Origin of the sequence: Mycolicibacterium baixiangningiae (genome assembly GCF_016313185.1) — a bacterium.
Classification (GTDB): domain Bacteria; phylum Actinomycetota; class Actinomycetes; order Mycobacteriales; family Mycobacteriaceae; genus Mycobacterium; species Mycobacterium baixiangningiae.
The window spans coordinates 249627-265567 of record NZ_CP066218.1 but is presented as its reverse complement, the minus strand read 5'-3'; the positions used below and the strand labels follow the sequence as shown (position 1 = coordinate 265567).

The following is a 15941-nucleotide window of genomic DNA, read 5'->3' as shown; positions in this document are numbered from 1 at the left end:
ACCGTTTCAGCCCTGCCCGTTGGCCTTCATCAGCTGCTCGGACACCATCGCCAGCACCGGACGCGGGGCGATTCGGTAGCCGAGCGCCAGAATCCGGTTCTGCAGTCCGGAGACCACGGTGGGGAACGGCCGGTCGAGCGCCTTGAGCGCGACGTCGACCACCTGGGCGGAGGTCTGGCGGCCGCGCGTCATGAAACTCTTGCCGGTGCGGTCGAAGAACTCAGTCTCGGTGGCGCCGGGACACAGTGTCAGCACCTTGACGCCCGAGCCCCGGGTCTCCTGCCACAGCGCCTCGGAGAACGACAGCACGAACGCCTTGGTCGCGCCGTACACCGCCATGCTGGGTACGGGCTGGAAGGCGGCCGTCGACCCCACGTTGATGACGACACCCCGCTTCGCGGCCACCATCGCCGGCAGGAAGTGGCCGGTCAATTCGACCAGGGTGACGCAGTTCAGCTGGATCTGCGCGGCGTTGGCCGCCGGGTCCTGTTCGGCGAAGCTGCCGTGCAGCCCGATCCCGGCGTTGTTGATCAAGACGTCGACGTGGCGGCCGAGGGATTCCACCTGCTGTGCGAGCGCGGCCGCCGCCCCCGGCACACCCAGGTCGGCCGACACGACGTCGATGTCGATCCCGGGATGACGTCCGAGCAGCCGGCTGCGCAACTCCTCGAGCCGATCGGTGCGCCGCGCGACGAGGATGAGATTGGCCCGCTCGGCCGCCAGCCGCGTGGCGAACTCTTCACCGATGCCGCCGCTGGCGCCGGTGACGAGTGCGGTGTACCCGGCGAGCTTCATGGTTCGACCTTCATTGGTCCAAGGTAACCACCCGCGCGCACCGACCGTCGTATCGTCGGGCAGATGGAGGGCTCCGGGTCGCGGGGCCGGATCGGAACTGCTCGACGAGGAGCGCCACGATGACCATCGCGGAATCAAGAACAGCATCTCAGGACATGACATCCGGAGGCACATCGTCCTTCGACCGGGACGTCGCCGATACTCAGCGCTACGTCGACAGCCCGCGGTTCGAGGGCATCATCCGGCTTTACACGGCCCGGCAGGTCGTCGAACAGCGCGGCACGATCCCCGTCGACCACACCGTGGCGCGCGAGGCGGCGACGGCCTTCTACCCGCGCCTCCGTGAACTCTTCGCCCACGGCAAGAGCATCACGACGTTCGGCCCCTACTCCCCCGGCCAGGCCGTCACCATGAAACGGGTGGGCATCGAGGGCATCTACCTCGGCGGGTGGGCGACGTCGGCCAAGGGCTCGAAAGACGAGGATCCCGGCCCCGACCTGGCCAGCTATCCGTTGAGCCAGGTGCCCGACGAGGCCGCCGGCCTGGTGCGGGCGCTGCTGACCGCCGACCGCAACCAGCAGTACCTACGGCTGCGCATGGACGAGGCCCAGCGTGCCAGCACACCGGTGTACGACTTCCGGCCGTTCATCATCGCCGACGCCGACACCGGGCACGGCGGAGATCCGCACATCCGCAACCTGATTCGCCGTTTCGTCGAAGCCGGCGTGCCCGGATACCACATCGAGGATCAGCGGCCGGGTACCAAGAAGTGCGGCCATCAGGGCGGCAAGGTGCTGGTGCCCTCGGACGAACAGATCAAGCGGCTCAACACCGCACGCTTCCAGCTCGACATCATGGGCGTGCCCGGCATCATCGTGGCCCGCACCGACGCCGAGGCGGCCAACCTGATCGACAGCCGCGCCGACGAGCGCGACCAGCCCTTCCTGCTCGGCGCGACGAACTTGTCGATCCCGTCGTACAAGTCGTGCTTCCTGGCCATGATGCGCAGCTTCTACGACGCCGGCGTCACCGCGCTCAACGGCCACCTCGTGTACTGGCTGCCCGACGGCGAGTACGATACGGCACGGGAATGGTTGCGGCGCAACGGTGTTGCGGACGTCATCGCCAAGGCCGCCGACCACTGGCGGCACGACGGCGACCCCAGCAACGACGCACTCTACGACGACGTCGAATCGCAGTTCATCGCCGCGTGGGAGGAGGACGCCGGTCTCAAGACCTACGCCGAGGCGGTGGCGGCCCGCCTCGAGTTCGCCGAGGGCGACGGCGAAGCGTACGCGATGGGCGTCGACGAGTGGACGCAGTTCGCCAAGCGGGCGTCGCTGTACACCGCCGGGAAGAAGGCAAGGGAGTTGGGCGTCGACGTCGCGTGGGACTGCGAGCTCGCCAAGACGCCCGAGGGCTATTACCAACTGCGCGGAGGCATTCCGTACGCGATCGCCAAACAACTGGCCGCCGCGCCGTTCGCCGACATCCTGTGGATGGAGACCAAGACCGCCGACCTCGCCGACGCCAGGGAGTTCGCCGAGGCCATCCACGCCGAATACCCGGAGAAGATGCTGGCCTACAACCTCTCGCCGTCGTTCAACTGGGACACCACCGGTATGACCGACGACGAGATGCGGGCCTTCCCCGAGGAACTCGGCCGGATGGGCTTCGTGTTCAACTTCATCACCTACGGCGGCCATCAGGTCGACGGGGTGGCCTCCGAGGAGTTCGCCACCGCCCTGCGGCAGGACGGCATGCTGGCGCTGGCCCGGCTGCAGCGCAAGATGCGTCTGGTCGAATCGCCTTACCGCACACCGCAGACGCTGGTCGGCGGGCCCCGCAGCGATGCGGCACTGCTGGCGTCGTCCGGCCGCACCGCCACCACGAAGGCGATGGGCAAGGGCTCCACACAGCATCAGCACCTGGTGCAGACCGAGGTGCCGAAGAAGCTGCTGGAGGACTGGCTCGCACTGTGGAGCGAGCACTATCGCCTCGACGAGAAACTCCGCGTGCAGCTGCGCCCGCGGCGCGCCGGCGGTGAGGTGCTCGAGCTCGGCATCTACGGGGAGCGGGCCGACGGCGAGGAGAAGCTCGCCGACGTGCTGGTCGACCCCATCAAGGACCGGTACGGCCGCAGCATCCTCACGGTGCGTGACCAGAACACCTACGCCGAGAAGCTGCGCCAGAAGCGGCTGATGACGCTGGTGCACCTGTGGTTGGTGCACCGGTTCAAGGCCGACGCGGTGTACTACGTGACGCCGACCGACGACAACGTCTACCAGACCGAGAAGATGAAGTCGCACGGCATCTTCAGCGATGTGCACAAAGACGTCGGGGAGATCATCGTCGCCGACGTCAACCACGCGCGCATCGAGGAACTGCTGGCGTCGGACCGCGAAGCGCTCGGGCGGCTGATCCGCAAAGAGGACTGACTCACACGACGGCGAAGGAGCCCTGGCCCGCCAAAACCTCGTGACCGCCGGGGGTCGGTTGTGCCGTATCCGGATAGTGCGCACAATACGGCTATGAGCCCAGCGGAGCCCTTCACAACCGATTCGACGCCGGCATTGTCGGCGATCGCCCCGCAGATGGAAGCGCTGGCGGCCACATTGGGGGTCAAGTCCGTTCTGGTGATGCGTTCGGAGCCTGACGCCATGGTGGTGGCCGCCACCGCCGGGGAAGCCACCCAGCACTACACCGTCGGGGCGGCCGGCAAGAAGGCCGGCGCGGACGCCGGCCGCACTCCGCTGTACTGCGAACGTGTCGTCGACACCGATGAGACCCTCTATGTGCGGGATTCCCGGGAGAGCGAGACGTTCGCCGGCAACGAGGACGAGACCGAGTTCGGCCTTCACAACTATCTGGGCGTGGCTGTGCACGACGGGGAGGGACGCGTCGTGGGCACCGTCTGCGTCTTGGATGACACGGCGCGCGAATACTCCGAGGAGGAACGGGCCGAACTCGACCGGGTGCGCGCCGATGTCGAGCAGATCGTCGCCACCCGCCCCGACGCGCTCGGGTGACCTTCGCCGGTCCCCCGTCGCCCCGCCTTCACCTGGTCGAGATCGCGCAGCAGGGGCATCCGGTAGCGGCATTCGCGCTCACGGCCTCTCGAAGAGTTACCGCGAGACGGCTTTGCCGCCGATGATCGTGGCGGCCACCCGGTCACGGTCGAGTTCGGCCAGGACCGCCCGCGGCGAGCCGTCCAGGACGCACAGGTCGCCCGGCTGTCCGGGTGTGATCGTGCGCGGCGTCGTGGGGTGTTCGGCGGTGCCCTGGAACAGGGCCAATGCCGTTGCGGCATCTATACATTCGTCGGCGCCCAGTTCTGCGCCGGAGGGGGTGCGCCGGTCGACGGCCCCCCGCATCGCCGCCCACGGATCGCCGGCACCGAAGGGAGTGTCGGTCGAGAATGCCACATTGATGCCCGCGGTCAGTAGCGTTGCGACACGCCACAGTTCGTGGTGTTCTCCCGCCGGGACGTCGGCGAGGTACTCGTCACCGCGCTCGGCGACGAAGTTCGGCTGCGTCACCACCGTCACGCCCAGGTCCGCCAGACCCTGGATGCAGTCGTCGGGCACCACGGCGGCATGCTCGACACGATCCCGGTGGTGCACGCCCGCGGTGCGGAGCGCGGCGATCGTGACCACCAGTTGCGCCGCGGTGACGCAGTGCACCGCGACGGGCACACCGCTGCCGTGCCGGCCGGCGATCCAGGCCACCAGTTCGTCGAGATCGAGGGCATCGTCGTGCAGGATGCGCTTACCCGGGGCAAGGACATGCAGGCGCTGCACGATATCGCTTTCGGCAAGTGTGTCGGCCTCGAGATCTGGTGTGGCGTCGGTGATCCCGGTGACGCCGAATCCCGCGAGTTGCCGGCTGAGCTCCGCGAGCGGCACCTCTCGGCGCTCGAGTTCGGCGCTCCACCCCGGATCGGCACTGCGCAGTCTGCCGTCGGGGTGAGCGCTGCGCCCGAGCCGCGCCAACCCGGGTGAGTTGACCGTCCACAGCACCCCGCTGCGGTGCTGCACCCGCACGGGTACCGACGGTGTCAGGTCGTCGAGCAGCCCGCGGTCCAGCGGTCCGGCGACCGCCTCGTGGTACCCCACGGCACGGATCCACCCGTCGTCGCCGGGTGTCGCGGTCGTCAGCGCCTGCATGAGTCCGGCACGGTCCCCCACGTCGGCGGGCCCGACGCGCACCGAATCGAAGGCCGCTGCGGCGGCGTGCAGATGAACGTGATGGTCGTGCAGACCCGGGATCACCGTGGCGCCGGCGGCGTCCAGGACGGTCTCTCCAGGTTCGGGCACCAATGTCTCGGCGACGATGTGGATGCGGTCGTGCACCCGAATGTCGGCCCGCGTCCCGTCGAGCAGTGTGGCGCGCTGGATCAGCATGCGGGCGAACGGCTTTCGAGGATCCCGCTGACGACGGTGTTGTCGGCGCCGAGCCCCGACGCGGGCGCGCACGGGGCGGGTTTGCGCGGCGTCACCTCGGCGGTGCCCCGGTCCGGCAGGGTGGCGTAACGTGCCGCGGTGGCCGCCATGGCGACGTCGAGCACCTCGCCGCCGCCGCGGCGCAGCGACTCGAACACCGCGTGTGCGGCGCCCAGACCGGTGAGCGGGTCCGCGATCGCGTCTCCCATGAACTGCGGCGCGGCATCCGTGCCGCCCACCAGGCCGCCGGACACCGCGGCGTCGTCGCCGAACGCCACGCGGTCGGCACATTCCCCCGCGGTGCCGTGGCCGGTGATGCGCACCCAGACCCGGCCGTCGCGCGCGGGCACGGTGTCCGGCCCCAGCCCCCGTCGGGCCAATGCGGCAGGCCGCGAGCCCTCGATCACCACGTCCGCGGCGGCGAGCAACGCCCGCACTTCGACCGGAAGATCGAAATCAGCCGTCACGCAAAGCTTTCCACTGTTCACCCAGTCGAAGAACTCGGGCGATCCGGCGCGGGTGCCGTCCGGCCGCGCCGGGGTCTCGACCTTGACCACCGTCGCACCGGCGCGAGCCAGCATCCGGCCACACAGCGGTCCGGCCCACATCGACGCCAGCTCGACCACCAGCAGGTCGGCCCAGGTACGCGGCTGCGCGGGCGGCCCGACGCGCGCGATCACGGGCTGCGCGGCAGGCGTCTCGCCGAGCACCGCGGCCGGCATCCCCAGCAGCCGCGCCCGCGCGACCGCGGTCTCCGCGGGCCGGGACGCCAGCCAGTCGCCGATCGCCGGCCACGGGGTGGAACCGATCTCGTCGGATTCGAGCAGGGCGGGGACGGCGGCGAGGTCGTCGGGCCGCGACAGCGTCAGCGCGCACCACCCGTCGCGCGCCGCCAGCAGCCGCGACGCGCCGCCCGCCGAGATCCGGCCGGGCGGCGGCAGGCTGAGCAGTGCGGCCCGCCCGGTCAGTAGCTCGGGCACGTCGACATCGACAGGCAGGACCGATGCGATCTCTGCGGCATGCGTGAGCACCGCGGCCGGGATCGCGAACGCACTCACCGCACCATTGTCCCGCGAGCAGTCGCAGAATCGCGTTCGGAGGCACGGAAGAGGGCGATTCTGTGTCTGCTCGCCGTCAGAAGTGGAGCGCGGAGAACTTCCACTCCAGCACCTGGCGGTCCTCGGTGTCGACGGCGTACACCAGCGACCGCAGCCTCAGCACGCCGCCGCGACCGCCTGGCAGCGGCGTGGCCCCGTCGACGTGCAGGGTGCTGTAGAGCGTGTCGCCCTCGTGCACGGGGCCGGTGTGATCGCACGATTCCCAGGCCAGCACCGTCGCGAGATCCGGCAGCAGGCGGGTGGCCTGCGCCAGCGCCAAGCCGATGGTGTGCCCGCCGTAGACCAGCCTCCTGGTGCCGTCGACTCGCGAATCATGATGTGTGGCGGCAATGTTGAGCGTGAGCCTGGCGAGTTCCGGTGCACTGCTCACCACGTCGGCGGTGCTGTGCAGCACCGTCCCGGCCAGTTGCGGATCGAACGCCGAGGACGGCACGCGGGTCCGGTAGGCGTCCGCATCCCACTCCGCGGTCGGATCGGGCACCCGTGTCCCGGTGCCGACGGCCGACAGATCGTCGGCGTGTCCGGTGTCCGGGGCGCCGTCGCGCAACGGCAGCATCGCGCAGCGGTGGAAATCGAGCACCAGGCGGCCGAGCTGGTCGACGGTCCTCATCCGCAGCGCCGCGAGCCCGGTCGGGGCGCGCCCCGGTTTGGCCGCGTTCTGCTTCAAGCCCACCACGTCGGTGCGGGTGAACAGGCTGTCGCCGAGGACGGGATAGCGGTGGAATGCCAGCCCGCGGTAGAAGAGGTTGGCCTTCACGCGCTGGGTCGCCAGCGTCGACTGTCCGATCGCGACGTCACACACCAGACCCGGGTGGGCCAGCGGTGCGGTCGCGCCTGTCACCGCGGCAGCGAGATCGGCGTCGAGCGCCAGGCGCAGCCGGTCGCCGAGGATCGACTGGTGCACGGCGGCGGCGCCCGTCGACAACGTCATGGACGGCGCGGAGTCGAAGACCTGCCCCACCGTGAGGTCGTCGAAGTAGGGGCCGCCTACAATATGGCCGTACAAAGTCACAGGGCGATGCTGCACCGCACGGTTCGCTTGTGTCAATATGGCCGTACATTTGCGGTGTGCACGAGCGGCAGGGGACCATGAGCAGCCCATTGAGCGAAGAAGAGACCATGCTGGTCGAGACGGTCCGGGCGTTCGTGGACCGCGACGTCAAGCCGACCGTGCGCGAGGTCGAACACGCCAACCAATACCCCGAGGCGTGGATCGAGCAGATGAAGCGCATCGGCATCTACGGGCTGGCGATCCCCGAGGAGTACGGCGGCTCCCCGGTGTCGACCCCCTGCTACGTCGAGGTCACCCAGGAACTCTCCCGCGGGTGGATGAGCCTGGCCGGGGCGATGGGTGGACACACCGTCGTCGCCAAACTGCTCACCCTGTTCGGCACCGAGGAGCAGAAGCGCACATACCTGCCGGGGATGGCCAGCGGGGAGATCCGCGCGACGATGGCGCTGACCGAACCGGGAGGCGGCTCGGACCTGCAGAACATGGGCACGACTGCCCTGCCGGCCGACGGCGGCGGGCTCGTCGTCAACGGGTCCAAGACGTGGATCAGCAACGCGCGCCGGTCCGGGCTGATCGCGCTGCTGTGCAAGACCGACCCCGCCGCCACCCCGCGCCATCGGGGTATGTCGGTGGTGCTCGTCGAACAGGGCACGACGGGGCTCACGGTGTCGCGCGATCTGCCCAAGCTCGGGTACAAGGGTGTGGAGACCTGCGAGCTGACCTTCGACGACTGCCGACTCCCGGCGACCGCGATTCTCGGCGGGGTGCCCGGTAAGGGCTTCGGGCAGATGATGAAGGGCCTCGAGACCGGCCGTATCCAGGTGGCCTCGCGGGCGCTCGGGGTGGCGACGGCCGCGCTCGAGGATGCGCTGCGCTACGCCCAGGACCGGGAGAGTTTCGGCCAGCCGATCTGGAAGCACCAGTCGATCGGCAACTACCTGGCGGACATGGCGACCAAGTTGACCGCGGCCCGTCAGCTGACCCGGTACGCCGCCGAACGCTACGACAGCGGTGAGCGCGCCGACATGGAGGCCGGGATGGCCAAACTGTTCGCCTCCGAGGTCGCGATGGAGATCGCGCTCACCGCGGTGCGGATCCACGGCGGGTACGGCTACTCCACCGAATTCGACGTCGAGCGGTACTTGCGCGACGCACCGCTGATGATCGTCGGTGAGGGCACCAACGAGATCCAGCGCAATGTGATCGCCGCCCAACTGGTCGCCAGGGGCGGGATCTAGGCGGCCGTGCGTCACGAGCCGGCGTACCAGCTGCTGCGTGACCGGTTGCGCGGTGATATCGCCGCGGGCCGCTACCGGGACGGCACCCGGTTGCCCACCGAATCCGAACTCGTTGCCCTGCACGGCTTGTCGCGACAAACGGTTCGCCGGGCATTCCAGGACCTCGTCGCGGAAGGGGTGGTGTACCGGGTTCCGGGGAGGGGCACCTATGCGCGGGAGTCCGGACGCTACCTGCGCCAGCTGGGCTCCATCGAGGACCTGATGAGCCTCTCGCAGGACACCACGATGGAGGTGGTGTGCGGGTTGATGCGACGGGTCGACGTCGAGGCGGCGAGCCGGTTGCGCCTCGACGACGACGTGGTGCACACGGTGGTGTTCCGCCGGCTGCACGGCCCGCCAGGGCAGGGGGTTCCGTTCGTGTCGACGACCGTCCACCTGCCCGCCTCCGTCGCCCGCACCATCGACGGCGAGGCTGCGTTACGAACCGGTGCGGTCAGCACGCACACCGTGATCGGACTGCTCGAACCGCACCTGCCGGACCCGATCGCCGAAGCGGCACAGTCGATCACCGTCGCACCGGCAGACCACGCGGTCGCCGACGCGGTGGGTTGTGCGCGGGGGCATGCGATGCTTCGCGTCGACCGGGTGTACTCGGACAGTGCCGGCCGGCCGGTCGAGTTGGCGGTCAGCCACTTCCTGCCCGAGCAGTACACCTACCGGGTGACGTTGCGCCGCTCGGGCTGAGGTGGAGGCGATTTCGGCGTGGTTGGTCGCGCTGAGCGCAACTGCGCACGCCGAAATCACTGGGTAGCGGCCGTGGCCGCGATACTGCCGAGCAGCTTCAGCGCGTCGGCGCTCGGACTGGCCGGTTCGGCGTCGTAAACCACCAGTTCCTGGCCTGGCGCGGATCGCACGTCGAACGTCTGCATCGTCAGCTCGAGCACCCCGACCGACGGATGCCGGAACACCTTGCTCTTCAGCGATTTTCCACGCGCCTCGTGGCGTGCCCACAGCGTGCGGAACTCGCCGCTGCCGTTGAGCAGTTCGGCGAGGACCGCCTGGACACGCGGGTCGGACGGGGCGGCAACGTAGTTCAGCCGGAAACCGGCGACGGAGTTCTCCGCGATGTCCTGCCAGTCGACGTAGAACTCGCGGGCGCGCGGCTCGCCGAACACCAGCAGCATCAGGTTCTGCTCGGCACCGAAACCACCGAACAGGGCCTCCGCCAACGGGTTCGCGGCCAGCACATCATAGGCGCGGTTGTACACCAGGGCCGGGCTGTCCGGCCACACGGCCATCAGCCGCGACAGCGCCGGATCGACCCGGTCGGGTGTCCGCGTGCTCTCCAGGCGCGGCGCCAGACCCGCCAGTCGGAAGAGGTGCCGGTGACCGTCGTGGTCCAGCCGCAGCGCCGCGGCGAGCGCGTCGAGCACCGACGTCGACGGCGACCGCTCCCTGCCCTGCTCCAGCCGCACGTAGTAATCGACGCTCAAACCGGCCAGCCACGCCACCTCTTCGCGACGCAGGCCCGGGACGCGCCTGATGCCCGTCGACACCAACCCGGCGTCCTCGGGCCGCACCTGCGCGCGTCGGCTGCGCAGATACTCACCGAGTTCGGACATGCCCCCACGATAGGTCCCCGGCGGGGGCGCTGCCTGGGTGTGGCGCACCCAGGATGAGTGCGTCCTGGTGGCGGCTCGGGCGCCTGTCGATGCTGGAAGCCATGACCGAATCGAAGATCATCCTCGTCACCGGCGCCAGCAGCGGTATCGGCGCCGCCGTCGCCGCCCACCTCGCCCGGGAAGGTCACCACGTCGTCGCTGGAGCCCGCCGCGAGGACCGCCTGCGCGAACTCGCCGACAGCACTGCCGATCTCACCGAGGGCAGCGTATCCGTACGCCGGCTCGACGTCACCGACCGCGCCGATGTGGCCGCCTTCGTCGACGCCGCGGTGGCCCAGCACGGGCGGATCGACGTCATCGTCAACAACGCCGGGATCATGCCGCTGTCGCGCCTGGACGCACTGCTCGTCGACCAGTGGGACGCGATGATCGACGTCAACGTCCGGGGCCTGCTCCACGGCATCGCCGCGGCGCTGCCGCACTTCCAGCGCCTCGGCGGAGGACACTTCGTCACCGTGGCGTCGATCGGTGCCCACGAGGTGGTGCCGACCGGTGCGGTCTACTGCGCCACCAAGTACGCCGCGTGGGCGATCACCGAGGGCCTGCGCCAGGAGGTCGACCCGTCGATCAGGGTCACCACGGTGTCCCCCGGGGTGGTCGAGTCGGAGCTCGCCGGGTCCATCACCGACAACCACGCCGCGGCGGCGATGCGGGAGTACCGCGCCGCCGCGATCCCGCCGGAGGCGATCGCCCGCGCCATCGCGTACGCGATCGGAGAGCCCGAGGGGGTGGACGTCAACGAGGTGATCGTGCGGCCCGCGCGCCAGCGATGAGGCGAGACTGCCACCCACCGATAAATTACTGCCATCGGAAATCAACCCGTCGGTCGACACCGTTTGAACAAACAGACCAGCCAGGCACCACGGACCGGCCGCCAGGAGGTTTCCGGACCGCGACTGAAGGCCACGGCTCGAACATCAGCACAGGAATCAGGTAGGGACATGAACACGTTCGGATTCGCCACCCTCGCCGCAGGCGGACTCGCCGCAGGCTTCCTCGGCTTCGCTGCGCCCGCGCAGGCGGCCCCGAGTGGTCCGGGCAATGCGCAGGACACCGTCAGCCAACTGGAGGGCCGCGGTTACCGCGTCGCGGTGAACCAGCAGGGCGCCGTCGGCGCACTCGATCACGCCGACGTCGTCTCGGTGCGTTACGACAACGGCGACCGCCGGGTGTACGTCACCGTCCGCTGACCTCCCCATGAACGACGAGGGGCGCCCAATCCCCCCCGGGCGCCCCTCGTCCCTTGTCCGGATCAGCTCGACGGCGCCGTCACTCGACGGCGTCGACGAGTCCCCAGGCCAGCGCGGTCGACGGGTCGATCGCGCGCCCGGACAGCACCAGGAACATGGTGCGCCACCGGCCGATCCGCCGGGTCACACTCACGGTGCCGCCCGCACCGGGGATCAGCCCGAGGCTCAGTTCGGGTAGTCCGAACACCGCGTCGGGCGCGCTGACCACCCACCCGCAGTAGGCCGCCATCTCCAGCCCGCTGCCCAGCACCTGACCGTGCACCCGTGCGCGGCAGCGCCGACCGAGGCGGGCCGTCAGCTCGTCGAGCACGAGGGCCGGGCTGTGCCGGGTGCGGGCGAGATGGGCGCTGGCGGGGTCGGCGAAGCTGCCGAACTCATCGAGATCGCCTCCGCTGCAGAAGGATCGCCCCGCACCGGAGAGCACCACCTCCTCGACCGACGGGTCGAGGCGGGCGACCTCGAGCGCCTCGAGCAGGGCGGCGCGCGCGTCGGTGGAGAACGCGTTGTGGCGTTGGGGCCGGTTGAACTCCACCGAGAGCCTGCCGTCGACGCGGGAGGCGCGCACCGGGTCGGGCAGCAGGGGCGCGGTGGCGGGCCCGCGTTCGGCGAGCCACCGCGCGAACTCCGTTCCGGCCTGCAGTGTGGAGTACGCCAGCGATTCGGCGACGACACCGGCCCGGGTGGGGCCGGTGGGATCCACCGAGCGCAGGACGTCGTCGCATACGGCCGCGGTCTGCGGCCAGCGCCCGCACCGCTCGGTCAGTTCGTCGAGCGTCTGGGATACGGATGCGACCGTGACCGTCCTGCGGTCGCCGCAGGCACTTTCGGTCAGCGTGAACGCCGCATCGTCGACCGGTGTCTCGACTCCGACGACGATGCCCGCAGGCAACTCGATGACGGTCACGAGTACTTCTGTACCAGCTCCTGTTTGTAGAGCTTGCCGGTATCGGTGCGGGGCAACTGCGTCTCGAAAGAGATCGACTTCGGGCATTTATAGTGCGCCAACTGGTCCCGTAGCCAACCGAGCAGTTCCTCGGCGAAAGCGTCGGTGGCGTCGGTCGGGTCCACGGTCTGCACCGCAGCCTCGACGCGCTGGCCCATGTCGTCGTCGGGGACGCCGAATACGGCGGCGTCCATCACTTTCGGGTGGGTGACCAAGAGGTTCTCGGCTTCCTGCGGGTAGATGTTGACCCCGCCGGAGATGATCATGTGGTGGCGGCGGTCGGTGAGGTACAGGTAACCGTCCTCGTCGACGTAGCCGATGTCACCGACTGTGGCCCAACCCTTGTCGTGCCGAGATGCGGCGGTCTTGTCGGGGTCGTTGAGATACTCGAAGGCGTTGCCGCCCTCGAAGTAGATCTCCCCGGCGTGATTCGGCGGCAGTTCGTTGCCGTCCTCGTCGAGGATGTGCAGGACACCGGTCATCGGCTTGCCCACCGAACCGGGATGGGTCAACCACTCCTCGGCGCTGATGATCGTCGATCCGTGGGCCTCGGATGAGGCGTAGTACTCGTCGATGATCGGCCCCCACCAGTCGATCATCTGCTTCTTGATCTCGACCGGACACGGCGCGGCGGCGTGGATGACGCGGCGCAGGCTCGACACGTCGTATGAATTGCGCACCTGCTCAGGCAATTTGAGTATCCGGATGAACATGGCCGGAACGAACTGACCGTGGGTGACGCCGTAGCGCTGGATCGCCTGCAGTGCGCTCTCGGGTTCGAATTTCTCCATCACCACGACGGTGTGTCCGGCGGCCTGGACGTTCATCGACCACACCGAAGGAGCCGTGTGGTAGAGCGGCGCGGGGCTCAGGTACACCGAGTCGGGTTGCATCCACACACTGATGAGCAGCGACATCATGCCGGGGACTTCGGACGGGGGCAGGTGCGGCAGTGCGCGTTTGATGCCCTTGGGCCTGCCGGTGGTGCCAGACGAGTACTGCAGCAGATCACCCTCGACCTCGTCCTCGATCGGCGTATCCGGTTGATCTGCAACGCATTCCGGGTAGCTCAGCCAGCCGTCCAACCGGCCGTCGGCGATCAACAGCACCCGCGGCAGACCGTTGGGAAGGTGCTCACCGAGACCCTCGCACGTCGCGCGCAGGGCCGCCGAGCCGATCACGGCCGACGCGCCGCTGTTGTCGATGATGTAGGCGGCCTCGGCCGCGGTCAGGTGGGTGTTGATGGGCACGTAGTAGAGCCCCGCGCGGCGCGCCGCCCACATCACGGCGTGCATGTGCTCGTTGTTCTCCATGAGGATGGCGACGACATCGCCTTCCCGCAGACCGTGTTCGCGTAGGAAGTGAGCGAGCCGGTTGGCCCGCGCCTCCAGTTCGCCGAAGGTCAGGACGGTGCCCGACGGGTGGAGGATGACTGCCGGCTTGTCGGCGCTGACATGCTCACGGATCTGCATGCGCTGACTGTACTAGGGGTGAGTTGACACGTGTCAAGAGCACATCTGTGGCGGGGAATACAGGGCTGCCGACGCGCCGCGTAGACGCAAAAACCCCCGACACGCCGGCCGGGCGTGCGGGGGTTTTTGCGTCTACTCGCGGCTAGGCCTCCTCGGCCAGCCGGTGCTTGAGGGCGTCGAACTCGTCTTTGATGCCGGTGGGCAGCTTCTCGCCGACGAACTCGAACCACTCCTCGATGAGCGGCAGTTCCTTACGCCATTCGTCGGGACGGACGGCCAGCGCGGCATCCACATCCGCCGGCTCGACGTCGAGGCCGTCGAGGTCGAGATCCTGCGCGGTCGGCACGATCCCGATCGGGGTGGTGCGGCCGTCGGCCTTGTGCTCGATGCGCTCGATCGCCCACTTGAGCACGCGGCTGTTCTCACCGAAGCCCGGCCACAGGAAGCGTCCGTCGTCACCGCGGCGGAACCAGTTCACGAAGAACACCGCGGGCATCTTCGACTCGTCGGCGTTCTTGCCGATGTCGATCCAGTGCTGGAAGTAGTCACCGACGTTGTAGCCGAGGAACGGCAGCATCGCCATCGGATCGCGTCGCACCGTGCCGACCTTGCCCTCGGCGGCAGCGGTGGTCTCGGAGCCCAACGTGGCCCCGATGAACACGCCGTGCTGCCAGTCGCGGGCCTGGGTGATCAGCGGAACGGTCGTCTTGCGGCGACCGCCGAACAGGATCGCCGAGATCGGCACACCCTGAGGATCGTCCCACTCCGGCGCCAGCGTCGGACACTGCGAGATCGGTGTGCAGTACCGCGAATTCGGATGCGCGGCCTTGGTTTCCGTTTCCCGCAGGATCCAGTCGTTACCCTTCCAGTCGATCAGGTGGTCGGGTTCCCCTTCCAGCCCCTCCCACCACACGTCACCGTCGTCGGTCTTGGCGACGTTGGTGAAGACGGTGTTGCCCGCGGCGATGGTCTTCATCGCGTTCGGGTTCGAATCCCAGTTGGTGCCGGGCGCGACACCGAAGAAACCGAACTCGGGGTTGACGGCGTAGAGCCGGCCGTCCTTGCCGAACCGCATCCACGCGATGTCGTCCCCGACGGTCTCGGCGCGCCAGCCCGGAATGGTGGGCTGCAGCATCGCGAGGTTGGTCTTACCGCACGCCGAGGGGAATGCCGCGGCGATGAAGTAGGCCTTGTTCTCCGGCGAGATCAGCTTGAGGATCAGCATGTGCTCGGCGAGCCAGCCCTCGTCGTGCGCCATCGCCGAGGCGATCCGCAGCGAGTAGCACTTCTTGCCCAGCAGCGCGTTACCGCCGTAGCCGGACCCGAAGCTCCAGATCTCGCGGGTCTCCGGGAAATGGGTGATGTACTTCGTGTCGTTGCACGGCCACGGCACGTCCTGCTGCCCCGGCTCGAGCGGTGCGCCGAGCGAGTGCAGCGCCTTCACGAAGAAGCCGTCGTCACCCATCTTGTCCAGCGCGGCCTGGCCCATGCGGGTCATCGTGCGCATGGAGACGACGACGTACTCGGAGTCGGTGAGCTCGACGCCCAGCTTGGGGTCCTCGGCGTCCAGCGGGCCCATGCAGAACGGCACGACCCACATCGTGCGGCCGCGCATGCACCCGCGGTACAGGTCGGTCATGATGCCGCGCATCTCGGCCGGGTCCATCCAGTTGTTGGTCGGACCCGCGTCGATCTCCCGCTGCGAACAGATGTAGGTGCGCGATTCGACACGCGCGACGTCCGACGGGTCGGACAGCGCCAGGTAGGAATTCGGTTGCTTCTGGTCGTTGAGCTTCTGGAAGGTGCCGGCCTCGACCAGTTGGGCGGCCAGGCGGTCGTACTCCTCCTGAGAACCGTCGGCGAACACCACGCGATCGGGTTCGGTCAGCGCGGCGACCTCCCGAACCCACGCCAGCAGTCCCTCGTGTTTCGTCGGAGCGGTGTCCAGACCCGGAATGGTGGCTGAAGTCATACTGTGATTCTCCTGCA

Annotated in this window: 14 protein-coding genes; 6 read left to right on the top strand and 8 right to left on the bottom strand. The window is 68.8% G+C overall.

Annotated elements, in window-relative coordinates; all coding sequences use genetic code 11:
* Positions 1–6: 6 nt before the first annotated feature.
* Entirely contained in the window at positions 7–795 is a 789-nt protein-coding gene (locus I7X18_RS01290; RefSeq protein ID WP_193044928.1) for an SDR family NAD(P)-dependent oxidoreductase, read from the bottom strand.
* A gap of 155 nt (positions 796–950) precedes the next feature.
* Between I7X18_RS01290 and aceA the strand changes: the two genes are divergently transcribed.
* Together aceA and I7X18_RS01280 are read left to right on the top strand one after the other, a co-directional pair.
* On the top strand, positions 951–3233 hold the full coding sequence (gene aceA, locus I7X18_RS01285) for an isocitrate lyase ICL2 (protein ID WP_193044929.1): 2283 nt from the start codon (positions 951–953) through the stop codon (positions 3231–3233).
* A gap of 93 nt (positions 3234–3326) precedes the next feature.
* The gene (locus I7X18_RS01280) at positions 3327–3824 is read left to right on the top strand and encodes a GAF domain-containing protein (protein WP_193044930.1); all 498 of its coding nucleotides are present in this window, start codon (positions 3327–3329) and stop codon (positions 3822–3824) included.
* Positions 3825–3920: 96 nt separating this feature from the next.
* Here the strand turns inward: I7X18_RS01280 and I7X18_RS01275 are convergent, their stop codons facing one another.
* From I7X18_RS01275 to I7X18_RS01265, 3 genes are all read right to left on the bottom strand, one after another.
* Positions 3921–5198 (bottom strand): amidohydrolase family protein, encoded by a 1278-nt coding sequence (locus I7X18_RS01275; protein ID WP_193044931.1) that lies wholly within the window; start codon positions 5196–5198, stop codon positions 3921–3923.
* Positions 5192–6295 carry a CoA transferase gene (locus tag I7X18_RS01270; RefSeq protein WP_193044932.1) on the bottom strand — a complete coding sequence of 368 codons (1104 nt, stop codon included), beginning with the start codon at positions 6293–6295 and terminating at the stop codon, positions 5192–5194. The genes I7X18_RS01275 and I7X18_RS01270 overlap by 7 nt, the downstream gene beginning before the upstream one ends.
* Positions 6296–6371: 76 nt before the next feature.
* Positions 6372–7367 carry a hotdog family protein gene (locus I7X18_RS01265; RefSeq protein WP_193044933.1) on the bottom strand — a complete coding sequence of 332 codons (996 nt, stop codon included), beginning with the start codon at positions 7365–7367 and terminating at the stop codon, positions 6372–6374.
* Between the two features lie 77 nt (positions 7368–7444).
* Between I7X18_RS01265 and I7X18_RS01260 the strand changes: the two genes are divergently transcribed.
* Entirely contained in the window at positions 7445–8605 is a 1161-nt protein-coding gene (locus tag I7X18_RS01260; RefSeq protein WP_193044934.1) for an acyl-CoA dehydrogenase family protein, read from the top strand.
* Between the two features lie 6 nt (positions 8606–8611).
* Positions 8612–9349, top strand: a complete 738-nt coding sequence (locus I7X18_RS01255) for a GntR family transcriptional regulator (RefSeq protein ID WP_193044935.1) — start codon at positions 8612–8614, stop codon at positions 9347–9349.
* A 56-nt stretch (positions 9350–9405) separates the two neighbouring features.
* On the opposite strand, the gene I7X18_RS01250 is transcribed toward I7X18_RS01255, so the two are convergent.
* Positions 9406–10227, bottom strand: coding sequence for a helix-turn-helix transcriptional regulator (locus I7X18_RS01250; protein ID WP_193044936.1), 822 nt, complete (start codon positions 10225–10227; stop codon positions 9406–9408).
* Between the two features lie 101 nt (positions 10228–10328).
* Between I7X18_RS01250 and I7X18_RS01245 the strand changes: the two genes are divergently transcribed.
* Positions 10329–11060 carry an SDR family oxidoreductase gene (locus I7X18_RS01245; RefSeq protein ID WP_198730513.1) on the top strand — a complete coding sequence of 244 codons (732 nt, stop codon included), beginning with the start codon at positions 10329–10331 and terminating at the stop codon, positions 11058–11060.
* A 168-nt stretch (positions 11061–11228) separates the two neighbouring features.
* Positions 11229–11477, top strand: coding sequence for a hypothetical protein (locus tag I7X18_RS01240; protein WP_193044937.1), 249 nt, complete (start codon positions 11229–11231; stop codon positions 11475–11477).
* Between the two features lie 79 nt (positions 11478–11556).
* Here the strand turns inward: I7X18_RS01240 and I7X18_RS01235 are convergent, their stop codons facing one another.
* The 3 genes from I7X18_RS01235 to I7X18_RS01225 form a co-directional block, all read right to left on the bottom strand.
* A complete protein-coding gene (locus I7X18_RS01235; RefSeq protein ID WP_404822760.1) occupies positions 11557–12432 on the bottom strand; it encodes an enoyl-CoA hydratase/isomerase family protein in 876 nt (291 codons plus the stop codon).
* A 5-nt stretch (positions 12433–12437) separates the two neighbouring features.
* Entirely contained in the window at positions 12438–13952 is a 1515-nt protein-coding gene (gene fadD4, locus I7X18_RS01230; RefSeq protein WP_193044939.1) for a fatty-acid--CoA ligase FadD4, read from the bottom strand.
* A gap of 142 nt (positions 13953–14094) precedes the next feature.
* Entirely contained in the window at positions 14095–15924 is a 1830-nt protein-coding gene (locus tag I7X18_RS01225) for a phosphoenolpyruvate carboxykinase (GTP) (protein ID WP_193044940.1), read from the bottom strand.
* Positions 15925–15941: the final 17 nt, after the last annotated feature.

Bases quoted from the DNA above. Each gene is read 5' to 3' on its own strand.
- I7X18_RS01280 (WP_193044930.1), top strand. From the start codon at position 3,327: ATGAGCCCAGCGGAGCCCTTCACAACCGATTCGACGCCGGCATTGTCG.
- aceA (WP_193044929.1), top strand. From the start codon at position 951: ATGACATCCGGAGGCACATCGTCCTTCGACCGGGACGTCGCCGATACT.
- I7X18_RS01260 (WP_193044934.1), top strand. From the start codon at position 7,445: ATGAGCAGCCCATTGAGCGAAGAAGAGACCATGCTGGTCGAGACGGTC.
- I7X18_RS01245 (WP_198730513.1), top strand. From the start codon at position 10,329: ATGACCGAATCGAAGATCATCCTCGTCACCGGCGCCAGCAGCGGTATC.
- I7X18_RS01225 (WP_193044940.1), bottom strand. From the start codon at position 15,924: ATGACTTCAGCCACCATTCCGGGTCTGGACACCGCTCCGACGAAACAC.
- I7X18_RS01290 (WP_193044928.1), bottom strand. From the start codon at position 795: ATGAAGCTCGCCGGGTACACCGCACTCGTCACCGGCGCCAGCGGCGGC.
- I7X18_RS01240 (WP_193044937.1), top strand. From the start codon at position 11,229: ATGAACACGTTCGGATTCGCCACCCTCGCCGCAGGCGGACTCGCCGCA.
- fadD4 (WP_193044939.1), bottom strand. From the start codon at position 13,952: ATGCAGATCCGTGAGCATGTCAGCGCCGACAAGCCGGCAGTCATCCTC.
- I7X18_RS01250 (WP_193044936.1), bottom strand. From the start codon at position 10,227: ATGTCCGAACTCGGTGAGTATCTGCGCAGCCGACGCGCGCAGGTGCGG.
- I7X18_RS01275 (WP_193044931.1), bottom strand. From the start codon at position 5,198: ATGCTGATCCAGCGCGCCACACTGCTCGACGGGACGCGGGCCGACATT.